This window comes from Acidicapsa dinghuensis (assembly GCF_025685685.1).
Taxonomy (GTDB): Bacteria; Acidobacteriota; Terriglobia; order Terriglobales; family Acidobacteriaceae; genus Acidicapsa; species Acidicapsa dinghuensis.
Genome location: NZ_JAGSYH010000002.1, coordinates 563,856 through 581,697, shown reverse-complemented (window position 1 = coordinate 581,697; position 17,842 = coordinate 563,856). Strand labels below are relative to the sequence as shown.

The 17,842-nt window shown below is 59.9% G+C and carries 13 protein-coding genes; 4 read left to right on the top strand and 9 right to left on the bottom strand.

Translation table 11 applies throughout. The features are described 5' to 3' along the window. Window positions 1-115: 115 nt before the first annotated feature. Together OHL22_RS05950 and OHL22_RS05945 are read left to right on the top strand one after the other, a co-directional pair. Window positions 116-592, top strand: coding sequence for a GreA/GreB family elongation factor (locus OHL22_RS05950; RefSeq protein ID WP_263334297.1), 477 nt, complete (start codon window positions 116-118; stop codon window positions 590-592). Between the two features lie 3 nt (window positions 593-595). After that, window positions 596-1,228 (top strand): CDP-alcohol phosphatidyltransferase family protein, encoded by a 633-nt coding sequence (locus tag OHL22_RS05945; RefSeq protein WP_263334295.1) that lies wholly within the window; start codon window positions 596-598, stop codon window positions 1,226-1,228. Between the two features lie 29 nt (window positions 1,229-1,257). Here the strand turns inward: OHL22_RS05945 and OHL22_RS24985 are convergent, their stop codons facing one another. Continuing rightward, a complete protein-coding gene (locus OHL22_RS24985; RefSeq protein ID WP_396127106.1) occupies window positions 1,258-1,545 on the bottom strand; it encodes an ankyrin repeat domain-containing protein in 288 nt (95 codons plus the stop codon). A 263-nt stretch (window positions 1,546-1,808) separates the two neighbouring features. Between OHL22_RS24985 and msrB the strand changes: the two genes are divergently transcribed. Beyond that, window positions 1,809-2,213 carry a peptide-methionine (R)-S-oxide reductase MsrB gene (msrB, locus tag OHL22_RS05940; protein WP_263334293.1) on the top strand — a complete coding sequence of 135 codons (405 nt, stop codon included), beginning with the start codon at window positions 1,809-1,811 and terminating at the stop codon, window positions 2,211-2,213. 199 nt (window positions 2,214-2,412) lie between these two features. On the opposite strand, the gene OHL22_RS05935 is transcribed toward msrB, so the two are convergent. From OHL22_RS05935 to OHL22_RS05915, 5 genes are read right to left on the bottom strand one after another with little or no spacing between them, the layout of a single operon-like run. Then, the gene (locus tag OHL22_RS05935; RefSeq protein WP_263334290.1) at window positions 2,413-5,070 is read right to left on the bottom strand and encodes an ABC transporter permease; all 2,658 of its coding nucleotides are present in this window, start codon (window positions 5,068-5,070) and stop codon (window positions 2,413-2,415) included. A 28-nt stretch (window positions 5,071-5,098) separates the two neighbouring features. Then, entirely contained in the window at window positions 5,099-7,765 is a 2,667-nt protein-coding gene (locus OHL22_RS05930; protein ID WP_263334287.1) for an ABC transporter permease, read from the bottom strand. A 30-nt stretch (window positions 7,766-7,795) separates the two neighbouring features. Beyond that, a complete protein-coding gene (locus tag OHL22_RS05925; protein WP_263334285.1) occupies window positions 7,796-10,459 on the bottom strand; it encodes an ABC transporter permease in 2,664 nt (887 codons plus the stop codon). A gap of 16 nt (window positions 10,460-10,475) precedes the next feature. Next, window positions 10,476-13,145 carry an ABC transporter permease gene (locus tag OHL22_RS05920; RefSeq protein WP_263334282.1) on the bottom strand — a complete coding sequence of 890 codons (2,670 nt, stop codon included), beginning with the start codon at window positions 13,143-13,145 and terminating at the stop codon, window positions 10,476-10,478. A gap of 56 nt (window positions 13,146-13,201) precedes the next feature. Then, window positions 13,202-13,531, bottom strand: a complete 330-nt coding sequence (locus tag OHL22_RS05915) for a PadR family transcriptional regulator (protein WP_263334280.1) — start codon at window positions 13,529-13,531, stop codon at window positions 13,202-13,204. Window positions 13,532-13,701: 170 nt separating this feature from the next. Between OHL22_RS05915 and OHL22_RS05910 the strand changes: the two genes are divergently transcribed. Then, on the top strand, window positions 13,702-14,742 hold the full coding sequence (locus tag OHL22_RS05910) for a serine hydrolase (protein ID WP_263334277.1): 1,041 nt from the start codon (window positions 13,702-13,704) through the stop codon (window positions 14,740-14,742). A 63-nt stretch (window positions 14,743-14,805) separates the two neighbouring features. Here OHL22_RS05910 and rpmB read toward each other — a convergent pair whose 3' ends face one another. From rpmB to OHL22_RS05895, 3 genes are all read right to left on the bottom strand, one after another. Then, window positions 14,806-14,994, bottom strand: a complete 189-nt coding sequence (gene rpmB / locus OHL22_RS05905; protein WP_263334275.1) for a 50S ribosomal protein L28 — start codon at window positions 14,992-14,994, stop codon at window positions 14,806-14,808. Between the two features lie 227 nt (window positions 14,995-15,221). Next, on the bottom strand, window positions 15,222-16,394 hold the full coding sequence (locus OHL22_RS05900; RefSeq protein WP_263334273.1) for an NHL domain-containing protein: 1,173 nt from the start codon (window positions 16,392-16,394) through the stop codon (window positions 15,222-15,224). 116 nt (window positions 16,395-16,510) lie between these two features. Next, a complete protein-coding gene (locus tag OHL22_RS05895) occupies window positions 16,511-17,752 on the bottom strand; it encodes an MFS transporter (RefSeq protein ID WP_263334271.1) in 1,242 nt (413 codons plus the stop codon). Window positions 17,753-17,842: the final 90 nt, after the last annotated feature.

Genomic DNA, 17,842 nt, shown 5'->3' with positions numbered 1-17,842 from the left:
GAACTCACACGACAGCATGTTTGGATCGCGGGGTGCGAAAGAGGAACGCACCGCGGGATAAGCAGTATTTGTATCTTGCTACTTCGCAAGGGTTTAACGCCGCAACAGGAAACGAATGACGGATCACATCAAAAAGCAACTTCTCGAAGAGATCCACAAGTTGGAGCATGAACTGGCGCACGAGCTACCCGCGGAGATCAAGAAGGCTGTGGCCCTTGGCGATCTTTCCGAGAACGCCGAGTATCACATGGCCAAGCAGCGGCAGGAGTTCGTGAATGCGCGTCTCGGCCAGTTGAAGAAGCGGATGGCGGAGTTTTCGCTGGTGAACCTGGCGAATATTCCGAAGGACAAGGTCGCTTTTGGTTCGACGGTGACGGTGTTCGATACCAGCAAGGACGATGAGATCGTCTACAAGCTAGTGACGAGCGAGGAGTCGGATGTGGCGAAGGGGCTGATTTCGACGACCTCACCGATCGGCCGCGCGCTGATTGGCAAGCAGGTAGGCGATACCGCGACAGTGGTGACGCCGAGTGGCAAGCGTGAGCTGGAAGTGCTGAAGCTTGTGACGATTCACGACGAAGTCGAGGCGTAAGCGGTGGCAACGACCTGGACAAGCGCCTTTGGCCGCGCGTGCGGATGGCTGCTCGATCGCATTGTGAACGGGCTTGCGCTGACCCGCATTTCTCCCAATGTACTGACCTTTATCGGACTGGTGATCAACATCGTGGCCGCCTTTTTCTTTGGCGAGGCGACGGTGACGAATGCCGGCCGGATGTTTTTGTATGCCGGGCTGGTGATTATCGGAGCCGGTCTTTTTGATATGGTGGATGGCCGCGTGGCGCGGCGCACCGGGCAGGTGACGGTATTCGGGGCGTTTTTTGACTCGGTGATCGATCGTTACTCAGACGTGGTGCTGTTCTTTGGACTACTGGTGTACTACGCGCGGGTCAACCACTTCCGTTACGTGGTGCTGGTGGCGTTTGTGATGGTGACGAGCCTGATGGTGAGCTACACGCGGGCGCGGGCTGAGGCGCTGATTGGTTCCTGCAAGGTTGGCTTCATGGAGAGGCCGGAGCGGATTGTGCTGATTATTCTTGGCGCGCTGTTCAACCACTGGGGTGTGATGGCGCCGGTGTTGTGGGTGCTGGCGGTGCTGTCGACGATTACGGTGGTGAACCGGATTATGTACACCTACTCGAATACGAAACACATGGCGCCGTTGGGCTAGAGCAAATCGCTTCTTCACGAAAGTGCTTCTTAACGCGGCAGATCTGGTGCTTGCCGCATGTACTGTTCGAGCATTCGGATTATCTCCTGCTGTTGAGATTTTGCTTCCTCCGAACCTGTCCCTCCGCGACCGGTGTTGAGTGTGGCGAGAGATATTGCTGTAGAACCACTTTTATTTCTGCGAGCAGGGTTGACGCCGGACGCCAAAAGAGTACGCACAGCCGCGGCACAGCGAGTGCGAACGGCACGATGCAATGGGGTAACGCCCAGTTTGTTGGCTGAATCTGGATCTGCACCGGCGTTTACCAGGCGTACGATGGCTTCTGACTGAGTAGAGGGATTCCAGTTTGATGATCCCGGAGTACCGACCGCGGCTGAATGGATCGGCTGGTCGCCGTGGCGATTCTTCGCATGGATGTTCGCGCCTGCTTCGATGAGCAGGGTGATGAGCGTTGGCTGATATGCAGCCGCGGCTATGTCATTCCGCGTCTACTTGAACTCGCTTGCACTCTATGCGGGTGGCAGGCCATCTTGCAACCGCGAGGGGTAGGATTGGATCAAATAGCTGAAAGGATCGATACATGTCTGAGACTATCGAGAAGGTTCAGAAGAGCGACGCGGAGTGGCGCGCGCAGCTTACGCCGGAGCAGTATCACGTATTGCGGCAGAAGGGTACGGAGCGTCCGTGGACCGGGGCGCTGACGGAGAATCACGACACGGGCGAGTACACATGCGCAGGTTGTGGAGCGGTGTTGTTTGGCAGCGATGCGAAGTTCGACTCGGGCTGCGGCTGGCCGAGTTTTTATATTCCCACGGACTCAAAGGCAATTGCCGAGCATGAGGACAACAGCTACGGGATGCGCCGGATTGAAGTAACCTGCGCGCGGTGCGGAGGGCATCTGGGGCATGTGTTTCCGGACGGGCCTAAGCCTACGGGGTTGCGGTATTGCATTAATTCGGCTTCGCTGACGTTTGAGCATAAGTGATTGATTCTGGCTTGAATTTGAAAGCTCGCCTCAGGGCCTAAAGGCCCGTGTAGTCAAGATGGGTTAATGCCGGGGATGAATCCCCGGCCTACCTTTTGAACCGGCTACCTGATTATCAAAAACCGTTGGAGAAATTTAGAAAAAGATAGGTGGCCCGCTGGATTTCCGGCGGGCCGTTTTTGTTTGTGATATTCCACGTTTATTCGGAGCGGAGGGCCTGGACTGGGTCTAGGCGTGAGGCGCGCCAGGCTGGGACGAGGCATGCGCCCGCGGCTACCGCGAGCAGGAGCGCGCTGACGGCGGTGAAGACTGTCAGGTCGAGCGGACGGGTGCCGTAGAGCATGGATTGGATTAGCCGGGTGGTGCCTGCGGCGGCTATGAGGCCGAGTGCCAATCCAACGAGAGCGGGGCGCAGGCCGTCGGCTAGGACGAGCCGCAGAACCTGTTCTCGCTGTGCGCCGAGGGCGATGCGGACACCGATTTCGCTGGTGCGCTGGGCGACGATGTAGGAAAGGACGCCGAAGAGTCCGACGGCGGCGAGGATGAGGGACAGCGCGGCGAAACCTACGAGCAGGGTGGCGTTGAAGCTTTGATCGACGGTGGATCGGCCGAGAAGCTGATCCATGGTGAGGATGTCGGAGACGGGCAGGTTGCGGTCGAGGGATTGGATGATGCGCTGGATGGGCAGCGCGAGCTGCTCGACGTTGCTGCTGGAGCGGACGATGAGTGAGCCGTTGTTTTTAACGCCTGCGAGCAGCGAGAAGTACTGGATCGGTGCTGGGTCTTCGCCGAGACTGTAACGTATGTCACCTGCGATACCGACGACACGGAAGAGATAGACAGCGGTGCCGTCGGTGACTCGAAGGTGCCTGCCGATGGGGTCCTCGCCGGGGAAGTATTTATCGGCGAAGAGCTTGCTGATGACGACTTCGTCGACGCGGTCGAGCTTGCGGCTGGGATCGAGGCCGCGGCCTTTGAGGATCGGAATGCCGATGGCGTTGAAGTAGCCGGGATCAACCCAGCGATTGATGGCAAAGAGGCCCACGCCTGCTGGTAAAGCCGGGTGTTCGGGGATGGAGAAGTTGGCGTCTTCCCAGTAGCCCTGGCCGGGGATGACATCAGTGAATCCTGCGGCCTTTACACCGGGTAGCGCGCGGACGCGATCGAGGAGCTGTTCATAAAAGTTGACGAGTTGTGCGGGCTGGCTACCCTGCATGCGCGGCACCATGATGCGCATGGTGAGGACGTTGTCGGTGATGCAGCCGAGATTGGCGGAGCGAAGGCGAGCGTAGCTTTCGAGCAGGAGTCCTGCGCCAATGAGCAGGACTACGGTGAGGCCAACTTCAAGGGAAAGCAAAACGCGGCGCAGAGTGACGCGGGATTGGCCGGGGCTCGTGGAGCGTGAGGCGCTTTGCAGTGAGGCGAGGATGTTGCGGTCGCCGGAGCTGAATGCGGAGATGAGCCCGGAGAGCAGAGCGCAGAAGGCGACGACAGCGATGGTGAAGGCTGCGACGGTAGCGTCGATGTGGATGGATTCGACGCGGGTCATCTCGCTGCGTGCCTGCACGAGCCATTTGAGCGCGAGTGCTGCGAATGCGAGGCCGAATGCGCCGCCTGCGGTGGAAAGCAGGAGGCTTTCGACGATGCGTTCACGGATGCGGCGGAGGCGGCTGCCGCCGAGAGCAGTGCGGATGGCTAGTTCTTTCTTCCGCGCGGCGGCGCGGGCTACGAGCAGATTGGCTACGTTGAGGCAGGCGATGAGAAGGACGCATCCTGTGGCCGCAAGCAGGACGTAGAGCGGGCGGCGGATGTCGCCGACCATGTCTTCGAGGAGCGGGCGGGTGTTGGCCTTGAGGCTGATGTATGGGTCGTCGGCGTGCTGGCTGCGGATGCGATTGACGATGAGGGATATCTCAGCGCGGGCGGTGGATTCACTGACGCCTGGGAGCAGACGTCCTACGGCACGGAATTCGTGCTGGTCGCGAGAGATCATGAGGGCCGTGGGCTTGTCGTGATAGAGGGGGGTCCAGAGCTGCGTGGTGGGATCTGGATAGGAGAACCATGCGGGCATGATGCCAATGACGGTGTAGGGCTGCGAGTTGAGATGGACGGTCTGGTTGAGGATGGCGCGATTGCCGCCGAAGCGGCGCATCCATAGTTGCCAGCTTAGGATTGCGGTTCCCTGGGCTTCGCGGCGGTCATCGGCTGGGGTGAAGCCGCGTCCGAAGGCTGGCTGAACGCCGAGGACCGGGAGGAGATTTGCGCTGATGTTGGCGCCGTGGAGGGATTCGGCTAGCTGCGTACCGGTGGTGTCGCCGGCGGAGAAGTTGAATTCTGCGCCGCCGGTGAGAGCGAGACCGGAGAAGCTGTGGCTTTGCTGCTTCCAGGCTTCGAAGATGCCTCCGGCGACGGGGTGGTCGGGAGAGACTTCGTCTCCGCCCTCGGTGATGACGATGAGGCGGTCGGAATCGGCGAAGGGAAGCGGCTTGAGCAGGACGCCGCGGACGACGGTGAAGAGGGCGACGTTGGCTCCGATACCGAGGGCCATGACGAGGATGGACATGGCGGCGAAGCCCGGGGTACGGCGCAGGGTGCGGACGCTGTAACGGAGATCACGAAGTAGGGATTCGAGCATGTTCCAGTTCCAGGTTTCGCGGGTTTGTTCGCGGAGGAGCGTAGGGTTGCCGAAGGTGCGTAGAGCGGCTTGGCGGGCTTTGGTTTCGCTCATGCCGGAGGCGATGTTTTCAGCGATTTGCTGTTCGAGATGGAAGCTGAATTCGTCTTCTAACTGCTCGGCGGCGTGTTGGCGCTTTGTGAGCATCAGGAATCGCATTTTGAGTTGTGTGAGCCAGCGCATGAGTGCCTCCGGTCTATTCGGATATGCGTTATTCAGATCTGAGGGCCTGGATGGGGTTGATGTGCGAGGCGCGCCAGGCGGGGACGAGGCAGGCTGCGATGGCGGTTAGCAGCAGGCAGCCGGTTGTCGTTGCGATGACGATGGGGTCCCAGGGACTGGCTCCATAGAGCATGGAGCGGATGAGCGAGCCGGCGATGGCTGCTCCGACCATGCCGATGGCTGCACCGATGAGGACGGGGCGCAGGCCATCGATGAGAATGACGCGCAGGACTTCGGTACGTTGTGCGCCGAGGGCGATGCGGATGCCTATCTCAGCGTTGCGTTGCGTGACGAGGTAGGAGAGTACTCCGTAAAGGCCTACGCCCGCGAGGAGGAGAGATATTCCGGCGAACGCGAGGATGAGGTTGGCGGCGAAACCCTGGCTTGCGGTGGTGCGGCCGATGATCTGGTCGATGGTGAAGACGTTGTAGACGGGTAGTTGTGGGTCGAGCGCGGAGATCTGCTGCTGAATGGGAGTGGTCATCGAGAGCGGATCGACGGCGGTCCAGGCAACGATGTTGGCTTCGCTGGTACGGTTGGGGATGCCGGAGAGGATGGGGAAGTACATGGTGGCCTGCACGGGCTTGGTGACGTCGTAGAGTGTGTCGCCTACTTCGCCGATGATCTCGTAGAGTTCGGGCTCGTTATCCCAACCGACGCGAACGTGCTTGCCGAGTGGATCGTCGCCATTGAGGAATTGATCGACGAATTTCTTGCTGACGATGATGTAGTGGTCGTTGTTGAGTCGCTCGTGCTCGGTGAAGATGCGGCCCCGAAGGACGGGGATACCCATGACGCTGAAGTATTGCGGATCGGCGGAGCGATACATGGCGTCTTCCTGATCGCTGAAGCTTGGCAATGGGTGCTCGAGGATGGTGAAAGTTTTGTCGCCTTCATGGCCCGCGCCGGGAACGGTGGAGACGAGTGCTGCTCCACGAACGCCGGGCAGGCTGCGGACGCGTGCCAGCAGGGACTCGTGGAAGTTCAGTACTTTCTCGCGGGTGTCGTATTGGATTATGGGGAGACCGAAGCGCATGGTGGCGACGTGATCGGTGCGGCAGCCGAGATCGGCAGTGCGCAGACGGAGGAAGCTGCGGAAGAGCAGGCCTGCTGATGCGAGGAGTGTGACGGTCAGTGCGATTTCAGCAGTGAGCATGACTTTGCGCAAGCGTGCGCGAGAAGTGCTGCCGCCGATGGTGCGCGAGGAATCATGAAGGGCTGAGAGTAGGCCCTTTCCGGTGGACGAGATGGCAGGGATAAGGCCGGATGCGAGTGCAGTGATGGCTGCGAGAGCGAACGCGAAGAAGAGAACGCCGACATCGGCGTGAACTGCTTCAGCGCGAGGCAGGCGGCTCCAGTGAGCGGCGAGCCATTTTGTTGCGGCTAAGGAAAGAAGCATGCCGAGGGCTCCGCCGGTGAGGCAGATGAGCAGGCTCTCAACCATCTGTTCGCGAATGAGTGTGAGGCGGCCGCCACCGAGAGCTCCACGGATGGCGACTTCTTTTCGGCGAGCTGCGGAGCGGGCGATGAGGAGATTGGAGAGATTGAGGCATGCAATGAGAAGCATGCAGGCAACCGAGGCGAGCAGAACGATGAGTGGAGTGCGGACGTCTTTGACGACGTCGTCGATCATGGGACGCGACCACACATCTTCTGCAACGGGCTTGGATGCATTGGCCACGTGAATCTGATACTGGATGGCGCTTACTTCGCGCGTGGCTGCAGCGACGGTAACGCCGGGCTTGAGACGTGCAACGACGAGGCTTTGATGGCCGTCGTAGATGCCGTATTGGCCGGGTGAGAAGGTTTGTGCGTAGGGCATCCAGAATTGAATGCGGTTATCCGGATAGGTGAACCAGGGCGGCAGTACGCCGATCACCGTGGTTGGGACTGTATCCAGATGGATTTGCTTGCCAATGATGGATGGATCCGCGGCGAAACGGCGCTGAAAGAAGCTCCATGTCAGCATGACTACGGGCTGACCTTCCGGCTGATCTTCCGCTTCGGTGAAGCTGCGGCCAAGGGCAGGGTTGACGCCCAAAAGCGGAAAGAGATTTGCCGAACCGCCTGCACTTTGCACAACCTCAGGCAGCTCTGAGTTCACCCCTGAAACCATACCCCCATAGTTGCGCAGCGCAGCGATGCCTTCGAAGTTGTGCGAATCGGCGCGCCAGGTGCGGTAGTCGCCGGGAGAGACAATGTTGTAACCATTGTTGCTGTTGTCGTCGCGGAAGTGTTCGTAGAGCATGACGAGATGCGACGGATCACGGAAAGGCAGTGGCTGCAGCATGACGGCGCGGACAACGGTGAATAGCGATGTTGTCGCTCCCATGCCGAGCGCCATGATGAGGATCGATACGAATGCGAAGCCGGGTGAGCGAAGCAGAGTGCGTGCGCCGAATTTAAGATCGCGGCCAAACTTTTCCAGGCTGTGCCAGCTCCATGTTGCGCGAGTTTGTTCGCGGGTGAGGCCGGGGCTGCCGAAGGTGCGCAGAGCGGCCTTGCGAGCTTCGTCCTTGTTCATGCCTGCGGCGATGTTTTCGTGGATCTGCTGCTCAAGGTGAAAGCTTAGCTCGTCATTGAGTTGTTCGGCGGCTTTGCGGCGGCCAAAGAGCATCTGAAGCCTGATGGTCAATCGAGTGATGAAAGAAGGCATACTTTCTCCTCCAAATCCTGCACTTCTGGGCTATTCGGTACGCAAGGCCTGCATTGGATCGAGCCGGGATGCGCGGAGAGCGGGCAACAGGCATGCTCCGGCGGCAACGGCCACAAGGGTGATGGCTACGGCTGTGAAGATTGCTGGGTCGAGCGGCTGTGTCCCATAGAGCAGGGATTGCATAAGGTGCGTGGCCGCGGCGCTGGCTACGAGGCCTAGTGCGAGGCCGAAGAGAGCAGGCTTGAGACCGTCGGCGAGCATGAGGCGTGTGATCTGGCCACGCTCAGCACCGAGAGCGAGCCGGATACCGATCTCCGAGGTGCGCTGGCTTACGAGGAAAGAGAGCACGCCGAAGAGTCCGACGGCTGCGAGAACGAGTGAGAGGATCGCGAAGGATATCAGGAGAGCGGCGTCGAAGCTGGGCGCAAGTGTGGCCTCGCCAATGACCTGATCCATCGTCAGGATGTTGGAGACGGGGAGATCAGGATCGATGCCAGCGATGATCTTTTGCGCCGTGAGCGCGATCGATGAAGCATCGGAGCGGGTGCGCATGGTGAGGATGAGCCCGCGCTCGCTACCCAGGTAAAGCGGGAAGTAGAAAGTTGGCTCAGGCGGAGCGGCGATATCGGCGCGGGTGTCGCCGACGACACCGATGATCTCAAGGGGATGTGGGTCGAGAGAGACGACGTTCGTGAAGAGGTGTTTGCCGATGGGGTTTTCATTGGGGAAGTCACGACGGGCCAGGGATTCATTGATCAGAACGGATTGTCCATGATCGAAGCGGTCATCGGGTTGGAACAGACGACCGGAGATGAGTGGAATCTGCATGGCGGAGAAATAGCCGGGATCGACGAAGACGGTGACCGCTGTCAGCGTCTGACCGAGCGGCAGAGGCGGGTGTTCCTGGATGGAGAAGGTATCATTGCGGCCCACGCCTTCGGCCGGGAGCTGGGTAGTGAGTCCCGCTGAGATTCCGCGGACTTCAGAAAGGCGCTGTGTCAGGGTTTCGGCAAAGGCGACGCGTTTGATGTCGGTGTTGTATTTCCCTTTGGGAAGCGCGAGTTCCATGGTGAGCACGTCACGGGTGGCGCAGCCAGGGTTGGCGGAGCGCAGGCGCTGGTAGGTCTTGAGCAGCAGGCCAGAGCCAACAAGCAGAACGACGGTGAGGCCGACTTCGAGCGCGAGAAGACTGCGACGCAGGCGAACTCCTGCAATGCTGCCTGCCTGGGTACGAGTGTTGGCTTGAAGTGAGCGGAGGATATTGCGATCGGTAGCAGCGAGGGCTGGAACGAGGCCGGAGAGCGCGGCGCAGAGAAAGACGACGCCGAGAGCGAGGAGAAGTGCCCAGCCGTCGAGATGAATGTTTTCGGCGCGAGGAATGTCGGTGCGTACTGCGACTAGCCAGCGGAGCCCGATGGCGGCAAGGACGAGTCCGGCGAGTCCTCCAGCAGATGAGAGAAGCAGGCTTTCGAGGAGAGTGTTGCGCATAAGGCGTAAGCGGCTGCCGCCAAGAGCGGTACGAACAGCGGTCTCACGCTGACGCGCCGCGGAGCGTGCGATGAAGAGGCTGGCAATGTTGAGGCAGGCAATGAGAAGCAGGCAGCCTGTGGCGGCAAGAAGCGCGTAGAGGCCGGATTTCACACCGCGTACTTCGGCGTCCAGAATGGGCCGGAGATTGACGGCGTCGCTTACCGGGCCGCTAGGATGCTGACGGCGAACCTCGGCCTGGATCGCGGAGAGATCCGCAGTGGCCTGCGCAGGAGTGATGCCGGGTTTGAGGCGGCCAATGACATCGAAGTTGTGCGCCTCTACCATGCGCATCATCTCGGCTGATTTCTCGTGGTAGAGGGGGGTCCATAGCTGAATCTTTGCGTCGGGATATTGGAACCACTCGGGCAGAATGCCGATGACGGTAAAGGGACGGGCGTCGAGCTCGATGGTTTTACCAAGGATGGCGGGGTCGCCGGCGTAGCGTCGTTTCCAAAGGCTCCAGGAAAGAACAACTGTGCCATTTGCGCCGGGGTGATCATCGTCCGCGGTAAAGAGGCGCCCGAGCGCGGATTGAATGCCTAGCAGGGGGAAGAGATTCCAAGAGGCGATTTCAGCGTGAACGTACTCGGGAAGCTTGCTGCCTGAACCAGAGAGACCGCCAGCCAGGTCGTATCCGGCACTGCGTTTGATGGCGAGATCAACGAAGCTTTTCTGCTGCTCTTTCCAAACGGCGAATGAGCCGCCCGCGACAATGTTGTCCTGGTAGCGGCCGCGACTGTCGGCTTCAAAGACGCGGACGAGACGGCCGGAATCATGGAATGGCAGAGCGTTGAGCAGGACGGAATGAACGACCGAAAAGAGAGCGACGTTGGCTCCGATGCCGAGGGCCAGAACCAGGATCACAACCGCGGAAAAGCCGGGAGCGCGGCGTAATCCGCGGATGCAGAGGCGCAGGTCGAGGAGGAAGTGGTCGAGGCCGGTCCAGCTCCACGTGGCGCGTGCTTGCTCGCGTGCAAGGTCGGGACTGCCGAATATACGTAACGCGGCTTTGCGGGCTTCAGCGGGGCTCATACCGGCAGCGATATTTTCACTGATTTGCTGCTCGAGATGGAAGCTGAGTTCCGAGTCGAGTTGTTCCGCGGCCTTTCTTCTGCCGAAGAGCATCCGAAGCTTGATCGTCAGTCGAGTGATGAACGAGGGCACGGCTTTCTCCTCTGAATTATTCGGTGCGTAGGGCCTGCATGGGATTGAGGCGTGAGCCGCGCCATGCGGGAAGCAGACAGGCGAATGCGGCGACGGCAAGCAATGTAAGGCTGACGGCAGCGAAGATGCTTGCGTCGAATGGCTCGACGCCGTAGAGCATGGAGCGGATAAGGCGAGTGAGTCCGGCACTGGCGGCGAGGCCGAGCACGAGGCCGATGAGCGCGGGGCGCAGACCATCGATGAGGACGAGACGCAAGACCTGATCGCGTTGTGCGCCGAGAGCGATGCGGATGCCGATTTCGCTGGTGCGCTGGGTGACGAGATAGGCGAGGACGCCGTAGAGTCCAGCTGCGGCGAGGATGAGCGCGATGATGGCGAAGCCGAGTACGAGGAGCGAATCGAACTGCGAGTCGAGGGTGGATTTGTCGAGCGATTCCTGCAGAGTCATCACATCAGAGACGGGAAGATCGCGATCCATCTGGCTGATGATCTTCTGGATGGGTATAGCGAGGGCGTCGACGTCTCGCGTGGAGTGAATCAGGACGGTAGCGCCGGAGCTGTTGCCGTAGAGGGGAAGGTACATTGTGGGCGCTACAGGTTGTGTGATGGAGTAACGGGTGTCGCCGACGATGCCGATAATCTCGAAGGTGTCGCCGCCCATGTCGAACTTGATGTGTTTGCCGATGGGATCGTCGCCGTTGGGGAAGCAGGCTTTGACGGCGATCTGGCTGATGAGGGCTACGTTGCCTTTCGTGAGGCGCTCGCCAGAAGCAAAGGTGCGGCCGCGCAGGATAGGCAGGTGAACTGCAGCGAAATATCCGGGATCGGCACCGCGCATCATCATGTCGATTTCAGCGCCTTTGGGCAGTGGAGGATGCTCAGCGACACTGACCATCCGGTCGCCGCCCCAGCCCTGGCCCGGTGCGGCGGTGATGAGCGTCGCGGACTCGACACCCGGAACAGCGCGGACACGCTCAATAAGCCGTTCAAAAAAGCTGCCCTGTTCGACCGGTGTTTTGTAGCGTGCGTTAGGTAGGCCGATTCCCATGGTCAGCGTGTTCTCGACCGGTATGCCGATATTGACTGAGCGCAGATGGTCATAACTTTTGAGCAGCAGACCCGCACCGACGAGAAGAACAACTGTGAGGCCGACTTCAAGAACAAGAAGCGTGCGGCGCAGACCCGCTCGGGCGCGTCCGCCGCTTTGAGATCGTGAAGCTTCCTGAAGCGTTGCCAGCAGCTTGCGGCTATCGATGCTGAGGGCAGAGATGAGCCCCGAGAAGAGCGCGCAGAGAGCTACGGCCGCAGCGGTGAAGGCAATAACGGTCCAGTCGAGATGAATGCTCTCAATGCGGCGCATATCGGGCCGCGCATGTTGAAGCCAGTGGATTGCCGCGCTTGCAAAGGCAATACCAGCTGCGCCGCCTGCAGAGCTGAGCAGCAGGCTCTCCAGAACTCGCTCGCGAATGAGGCGTGCGCGTCCGCCGCCGAGTGCAGTGCGGATTGCGAGCTCCTTGCGCCGCGATGCGGTGCGCGCGACCAGCAAGCTGGCGACGTTGAGGCAAGCGATGAGCAGGACGCAGCCGGTGGCGGCGAAGAGAACATAGAGAGGCGTCTTATACGCATGCACTGCATCGTCGAGCAATGACCGTCCGCTGGTGAGGCTGCGCACCCCCGCGCCGGGGTGTTCAGCCTTGATGTGCGCCTGTATAGCCCCAGTGATGCTGAGAAGCTGGGCCAGCGTCACGCCCGGTGCGAGGCGAGCTACGCCGACGAACTCGTGATCCTCGAAGGTGCTCATGAGCCAACGCGGCGCCTCGTGGTTGACCGGCGTCCAGATCTGGATCTTGCCGGAAGAGAAGGGTCCGAGAAAGACCAGAGACTCGGGCATGACGCCGACGACCGTAAAGGGCTGCGCGTCAAGCCATATCTTGCGACCAACGATCTTCGAATCGCCGCCGTAGCGGCGTTTCCAGAAGGAGTAAGAGAGCACTGCGGCCGCTTCGGCTTCGGGGCGGTCGTCGGAAGCCATGAAACCGCGGCCCAGTATCGGAGCCACACCGAGCGTCGAAAAGAAATTCCCAGTCACCCAGGCAGCGTCTATATGTTCGGGAAGCTGGCCGCCTTCCGCCGAGACGTTGTAACTCTGAAAAGGCGAGATCAGTGCCATCTCAGCCTTGCCCTGTGCCGCCTGCTTCCAGGCGAAGAAGCTGCCAGCATCGATGGGGATGGACAGATTGTCCTTCTTCGAATCGGGATTGTGGCTGTAGAGCGCCACCAGGCGCTGGGGGTCACTATAAGGTAGCGGGTTCAGCAGCACGGAGCGCACGACGGCGAAGATAGTGACGTTGGCTCCGATACCGAGCGCCATGACGCCGATGGCGATTGCTGTGAAACCGGGCGTGCGGAAGAGAGCGCGAAGGCTCTGGCGCAGGTCGCGGAGCAGGAGCTCGACGGTGGTCCAGGACCAGGTGGAACGGGTCTGTTCACGAAGCAGCGTGGGATTGCCGAAGGTGCGGAGAGCGGCTTCGCGGGCCGTTTTGCGGCTCATGCCGGCGGCGCGGTTTTCGGCGATCTGCTGTTCGAGGTGGAAGCGGAGCTCCTGGTCAAGCTGGTCTTCGGAGCGTCCGCGGCGAAGCATTTGCAGACGCATCGCTAGCTGATGGAGCCAACGGAATGAGCTCATACTGTTCTCCCCTTTGTGCTTAGTTCGGGACGGGGTACTGCAAAAATGCCGATGAATCAGGCTTCGGAGACGATCAGGTTGATGGCTTGCGAGAGCCGGGTCCAGTTGGCCGTCTCTTTTTCGAGCTGCTCGCGGCCTGCTGTGGTGAGGGAGTAAAACTTGGCCTGGCGACCGGTTTCGCTTTCGGCCCACTTGGCGGTGATCCAACCCTGCTGCTCGAGGCGATGGAGCGCGGGGTAGAGCGAGCCCTGCTGGACCTGGAGGACTTCATTGGAGATCTGCTGAATGCGCTTGGCGATAGCCCACCCGTGCTTCGGCTCGGTTTGGAGCGTACGCAGGATGAGGAGATCGAGTGTGCCCTGGACGAGATCGCTTGGTTTACCCATACCTTGACTATCTACACTTCCAGTTGTAGATAGTCAAGGTATCATGCGTGGAGAAATCGTCAAGAATTTTTCTGGAGGCTTTTTGGGGTGAGTTTGCAGCTCCGCGATTTGCTCCTGATCGCGAAGAATGGGTGTAAATGGATAAGAATGGGTATCCCACCGATTTGGTTATGAAACGGCGCTACACCGGAATCTGCGGGATGAGTGAAGGCGCGTATGCTGGTGGCATGTTGATTCGGGGTAAATGGCTGATTCTTTTGGCGGCTATTGCTGTGCCCATGATGTTACGGGCTCAGGAAGATGCGGCGCTGGATGGGCAGTTGCGTGCGATCGCTGCGGCGCATCATGGGCGGATGACGGTGTTTGCGCGGAACTTGAAGACGGGCACTACGGCTTCGGTGGCTCCGGATGAGCTGGTGCAGACGGCTTCGGTGATCAAGCTGGGGATATTGCTGGATGCGGCGGAGCAGATCCGGGCGGGGAAGGCTTCGCTGGATGAGAAAGTGGTGCTGACGAAGGAGAACCAGGTGCCGGGGTCGGGGGTGCTGAATGTCTTTGATGCTCCGCTGACGCTGACGCTCAAGGATGCGCTGACGCTGATGGTGGTGGTGAGTGACAACACGGCGACCAATGTGGCGATCGACCGGCTGGGGCTGGCGCATATCGACGAGACGCTGCGCGAGGCGGGGTTGAAGGACACGTACCTGTACAAAAAGGTGTTCAAGCCGGCGACGGGGCCGATGCCGGCGGACCAGCCCAAGTTTGGGTTGGGGAAGACGACGGCGCGGGAGATGGCGTCGGTGATGGAGCGGCTGGCGGAGTGCCACCTGTCACTCGATAAGAGAGCGCCGCTGCCGGGGGATGGCAAGTTGTGCGGGGCGATGTTGCATATGCTGCGCAGTCAGCAGGATCGCGACGATCTGCCGCGGTACATCGAGGCGCTGGATACGAGCGAGCATGGGTCGGCGATCGGGAACAAGACGGGTGCGCTGGACCAGGTGCGGAACGATGTGGCGCTGATTGCGACGAAGAATGGGCCGGTGGTGATTGCGGCGTTTACGCAGGACAATCAGGATCAACGGTGGACTGGCGATAATGAGGGGCAGAAGACGCTGGGCAGGATCGGCGACGCGGTTGTGAAGCGCTGGTCGCCGGCTGGGCTGGATGCGGAGGCGTTTCCGTGGGACGATCCGCTGGCGAAGACGAAGTAGGGAAACAGCAAAACCCCGCCGGAGTGGCGGGGTCAGGCGAAGTGAAGCCTTGTTAAAGGAAGCTTAGGCCTTGGTGACCTTGCCGCTCTTGATGCAGTTAGTGCATACGCGGAGGCGCTTGGCGGCGCCGTTGACGACGGCGTGCACAGCCTGCAGATTGGGGTTCCAGCGGCGGCGGGTTACGTTGTGCGCGTGAGAGATGTTGTTGCCGAAGCGCGGGCCTTTGCCGCATAAGTCGCAAATCTGTGCCATGACGAAGACTCCAAACTCTTCTAAAAGGGTTGGCCCGGAGATCAATCAGGGCCTGAATCGGGCTGGCTGCTGCAACCAGATGCTGCCGCCGGAGGCGCGTCCGAAAATCAGGGCGCAATAAGGCGTGGCCGCAAGCCTGCTGCCGAATCCCTAGTATAGCGTGAATCTTGTTTTGGGCCAAATTATGGGTCCATCTCTGAAATCCACCCGGTACCAAGACGATTGGATTACGGGGCGATTTTTCGCACCACGCTGTTGTACGAGTCTGCGATATAGAGAACCCCGGAGGAATCGAAGAATAGTCCTTCGGGGTTGTGGAGTTTGGCGAGATCGGCGGGTCCACCGTCGCCAACATAGCCAACCGAAGTTCCGGCTACGGTGGTAATGATCCCTGTTGCGGCTGAAACCATGCGTACCCGCTGATTATTGCTATCAGCGATGAAAATGTTGCCCGAAGAGTCGAGTGCAACGCCCTGTGGGTTAGAGAGCTGTGCTTTCGTTGCGGGGCCACCATCCCCTATAACTGCTCCAGCACCGTCTCCAGAGGCCCCATTACCTGCGACTGTCTGAATTAGTCCAGAGGTCAGGTTTACGCGGACAATAACGCTTGCTCCCTGTTCGGTGATGTAGAGATTTCCATTGCCGTCGAGCGCAAGCTGTTCTGGATTACTCACCATGGCCTGAACGGCTGCACCATCATCGCCGGAATAGCCATAAGTGCCGTTGCCAGCGATGGTCGTGATGATGCCGGTCTTACTATCGATCTTCCGAACGCGTTGATTGCTCGAGTCTGAAATGAACAGGTCTCCAGCAGCGTCGATTGCGAGCCCGCGCGGGAGATAAAGTTTGGCCTTCGTTGCCAACCCACCGTCGCCGGCAAATCCTCCGATTTCATACTGGGCAGAATAGGCATAACCAGCAATCGTCGTGATGATGCCGGTAGCAGCATCGACGCGCCGCACTACGTTATTGCCTGCATCGGCGATGTAGAGATTTCCCGCGGAGTCGAGCACGCAGGCCGACGGACCGGCAATGGCCGCATCGGTTGCCGGCCCACCGTCGCCAGAGTAGGCTTCAATGCCGTTCCCGGCATAGGTAGAGATGATTCCGGTACCGGCGGCCACTTTGCGCACCGTGTACGTGGCTATGTCTCCAATAAAGAGGTCGCCAGCGCTGTTCATTACCGCGCATGTCGGTTGATTCAGTTGCGCGGCTGCAGCAGGACCGCCATCGCCGGAATCGCCATATTTTCCGTTTCCGGCAACGGTTGCGATCGTTCCAATGTTGGTTTGCGAAGATCTATTTCCGCATCCGCAGATTTCGATAGCAACCAAAGCAGTCAATGCGTAAAGGAAAAGAGTAATCAGCGCAGATTTCGAGCGGCTCTTTTCTTGAAACATGTGTCACCTCAGCGTGATCCTGAGTTTATTGCAGACCTTATGACTAAGAGTTACACGGCCTATGTCAATGCGCAAAGCTGTCTTGATGGACGTTTCTGGCCGGTGAAAAGTCAGAATTACTTAATTTTCTTTCGCTGTGGTTCGATGTTGGGCAGGAAGCCGGTCAGCAGGCCTATTGCGGGCAGATAGGCGCAGAGGTGGTAGACGTAGACGATGCTGGTGGCGTCGGCAATGCGACCCAGCACTGCTGCTCCGATGCCGCCCATGCCGAAGGCGAAGCCGAAGAACATGCCGGAGATCATGCCGATGCGGTCAGGGACTAGCTCCTGCGCGTAGACGAGGATGGCGGAGAAGGCCGAGGCAATGACGACGCCGATGACGACGCTGAGGATGCTGGTCCAGAAGAGATTGGCATAGGGCAGCATGAGAGTGAAGGGCAGCACCCCGAGGATGGAGCACCAGATGACGTATTTGCGGCCGATGCGGTCGCCTACGGGTCCGCCGATGAAAGTGCCGGCGGCGATGGCTCCAAAGAGGAGGAAAAGGTGGATCTGGGAGCTGGCTACGGACACGTGGAAGCGGCTGATGAGGTAGAAGGTGTAGTAGCTGGTGAGGCTGGCGATGTAGAAATACTTGGAAAAGACCAGCAGCATGAGGACGAAGAGAGCTCCGAGGACCTTGCCGCGGGGCAGGCCGTGGTGGGCTTCGCTATGAACGGCGGGACGATTGCGGAGATGTTCCAGGCGGTTCTTGTACCAGCGGCTGATCCAGAGGAGGACAGCGATGCCGGTAACGAGGGCTACGGCGAACCAGAGCGATCCGCGCTGGCCGATGGGCAGAATGAGGAAGGCTGCGAGCAGCGGTCCGATGGCTGAGCCGGTATTGCCGCCGACCTGAAAGAAGGATTGCGCGAAGCCGTGTTTGCCGCCGGAAGCCATGCGGGCGACTCGGGAGGATTCCGGATGGAAGACCGCGGAGCCGATGCCGAAGAGCGCGGCGGCTACGAGCAGGGTGTTGAAGGTGGGGGCGTAGGCCAGAAGGACGAGTCCGCCGAGCGAGATTGTCATGCCGATGGGCAGTGAATACGGCAGCGGCCGGCGGTCGGTGAAGTGGCCGATGAAGGGCTGCAGGATCGAGGCGGTGAGCTGGAAAACGAGGGTCATGAGGCCGATCTGGCTGAAGTTGAGGTGAAATCCGGACTTCAGGATCGGGTACATGGAGGGCAGGAGCGACTGCACCATGTCGTTGACGAGATGGCAGAAGCTGGCTGCGGCGAGAACGCGGAGGAGCGTTTGCTCGGGCGAAGTGGCGGGCTGCAGAGCCTTCACTTCCTGAACAGTAACTGCAGGAGAGGTCATTGCCGGGTTCCAGATTCCATCTTAGCTATGGATGTGAAAGCACGGCGCAGGGATTCGGCAACGACCACTTCTCTTGCTGCCAGTTCGATC

Excerpts from the sequence above, each read along its gene's own strand:
- OHL22_RS05920 (WP_263334282.1), bottom strand. The coding sequence starts at position 13,145 with ATGAGCTCATTCCGTTGGCTCCATCAGCTAGCGATGCGTCTGCAAATG.
- msrB (WP_263334293.1), top strand. The coding sequence starts at position 1,809 with ATGTCTGAGACTATCGAGAAGGTTCAGAAGAGCGACGCGGAGTGGCGC.
- OHL22_RS05900 (WP_263334273.1), bottom strand. The coding sequence starts at position 16,394 with ATGTTTCAAGAAAAGAGCCGCTCGAAATCTGCGCTGATTACTCTTTTC.
- OHL22_RS05915 (WP_263334280.1), bottom strand. The coding sequence starts at position 13,531 with ATGGGTAAACCAAGCGATCTCGTCCAGGGCACACTCGATCTCCTCATC.
- OHL22_RS05935 (WP_263334290.1), bottom strand. The coding sequence starts at position 5,070 with ATGCGCTGGCTCACACAACTCAAAATGCGATTCCTGATGCTCACAAAG.
- OHL22_RS05910 (WP_263334277.1), top strand. The coding sequence starts at position 13,702 with ATGAAACGGCGCTACACCGGAATCTGCGGGATGAGTGAAGGCGCGTAT.
- OHL22_RS05950 (WP_263334297.1), top strand. The coding sequence starts at position 116 with ATGACGGATCACATCAAAAAGCAACTTCTCGAAGAGATCCACAAGTTG.
- OHL22_RS05930 (WP_263334287.1), bottom strand. The coding sequence starts at position 7,765 with ATGCCTTCTTTCATCACTCGATTGACCATCAGGCTTCAGATGCTCTTT.
- OHL22_RS05895 (WP_263334271.1), bottom strand. The coding sequence starts at position 17,752 with ATGACCTCTCCTGCAGTTACTGTTCAGGAAGTGAAGGCTCTGCAGCCC.
- rpmB (WP_263334275.1), bottom strand. The coding sequence starts at position 14,994 with ATGGCACAGATTTGCGACTTATGCGGCAAAGGCCCGCGCTTCGGCAAC.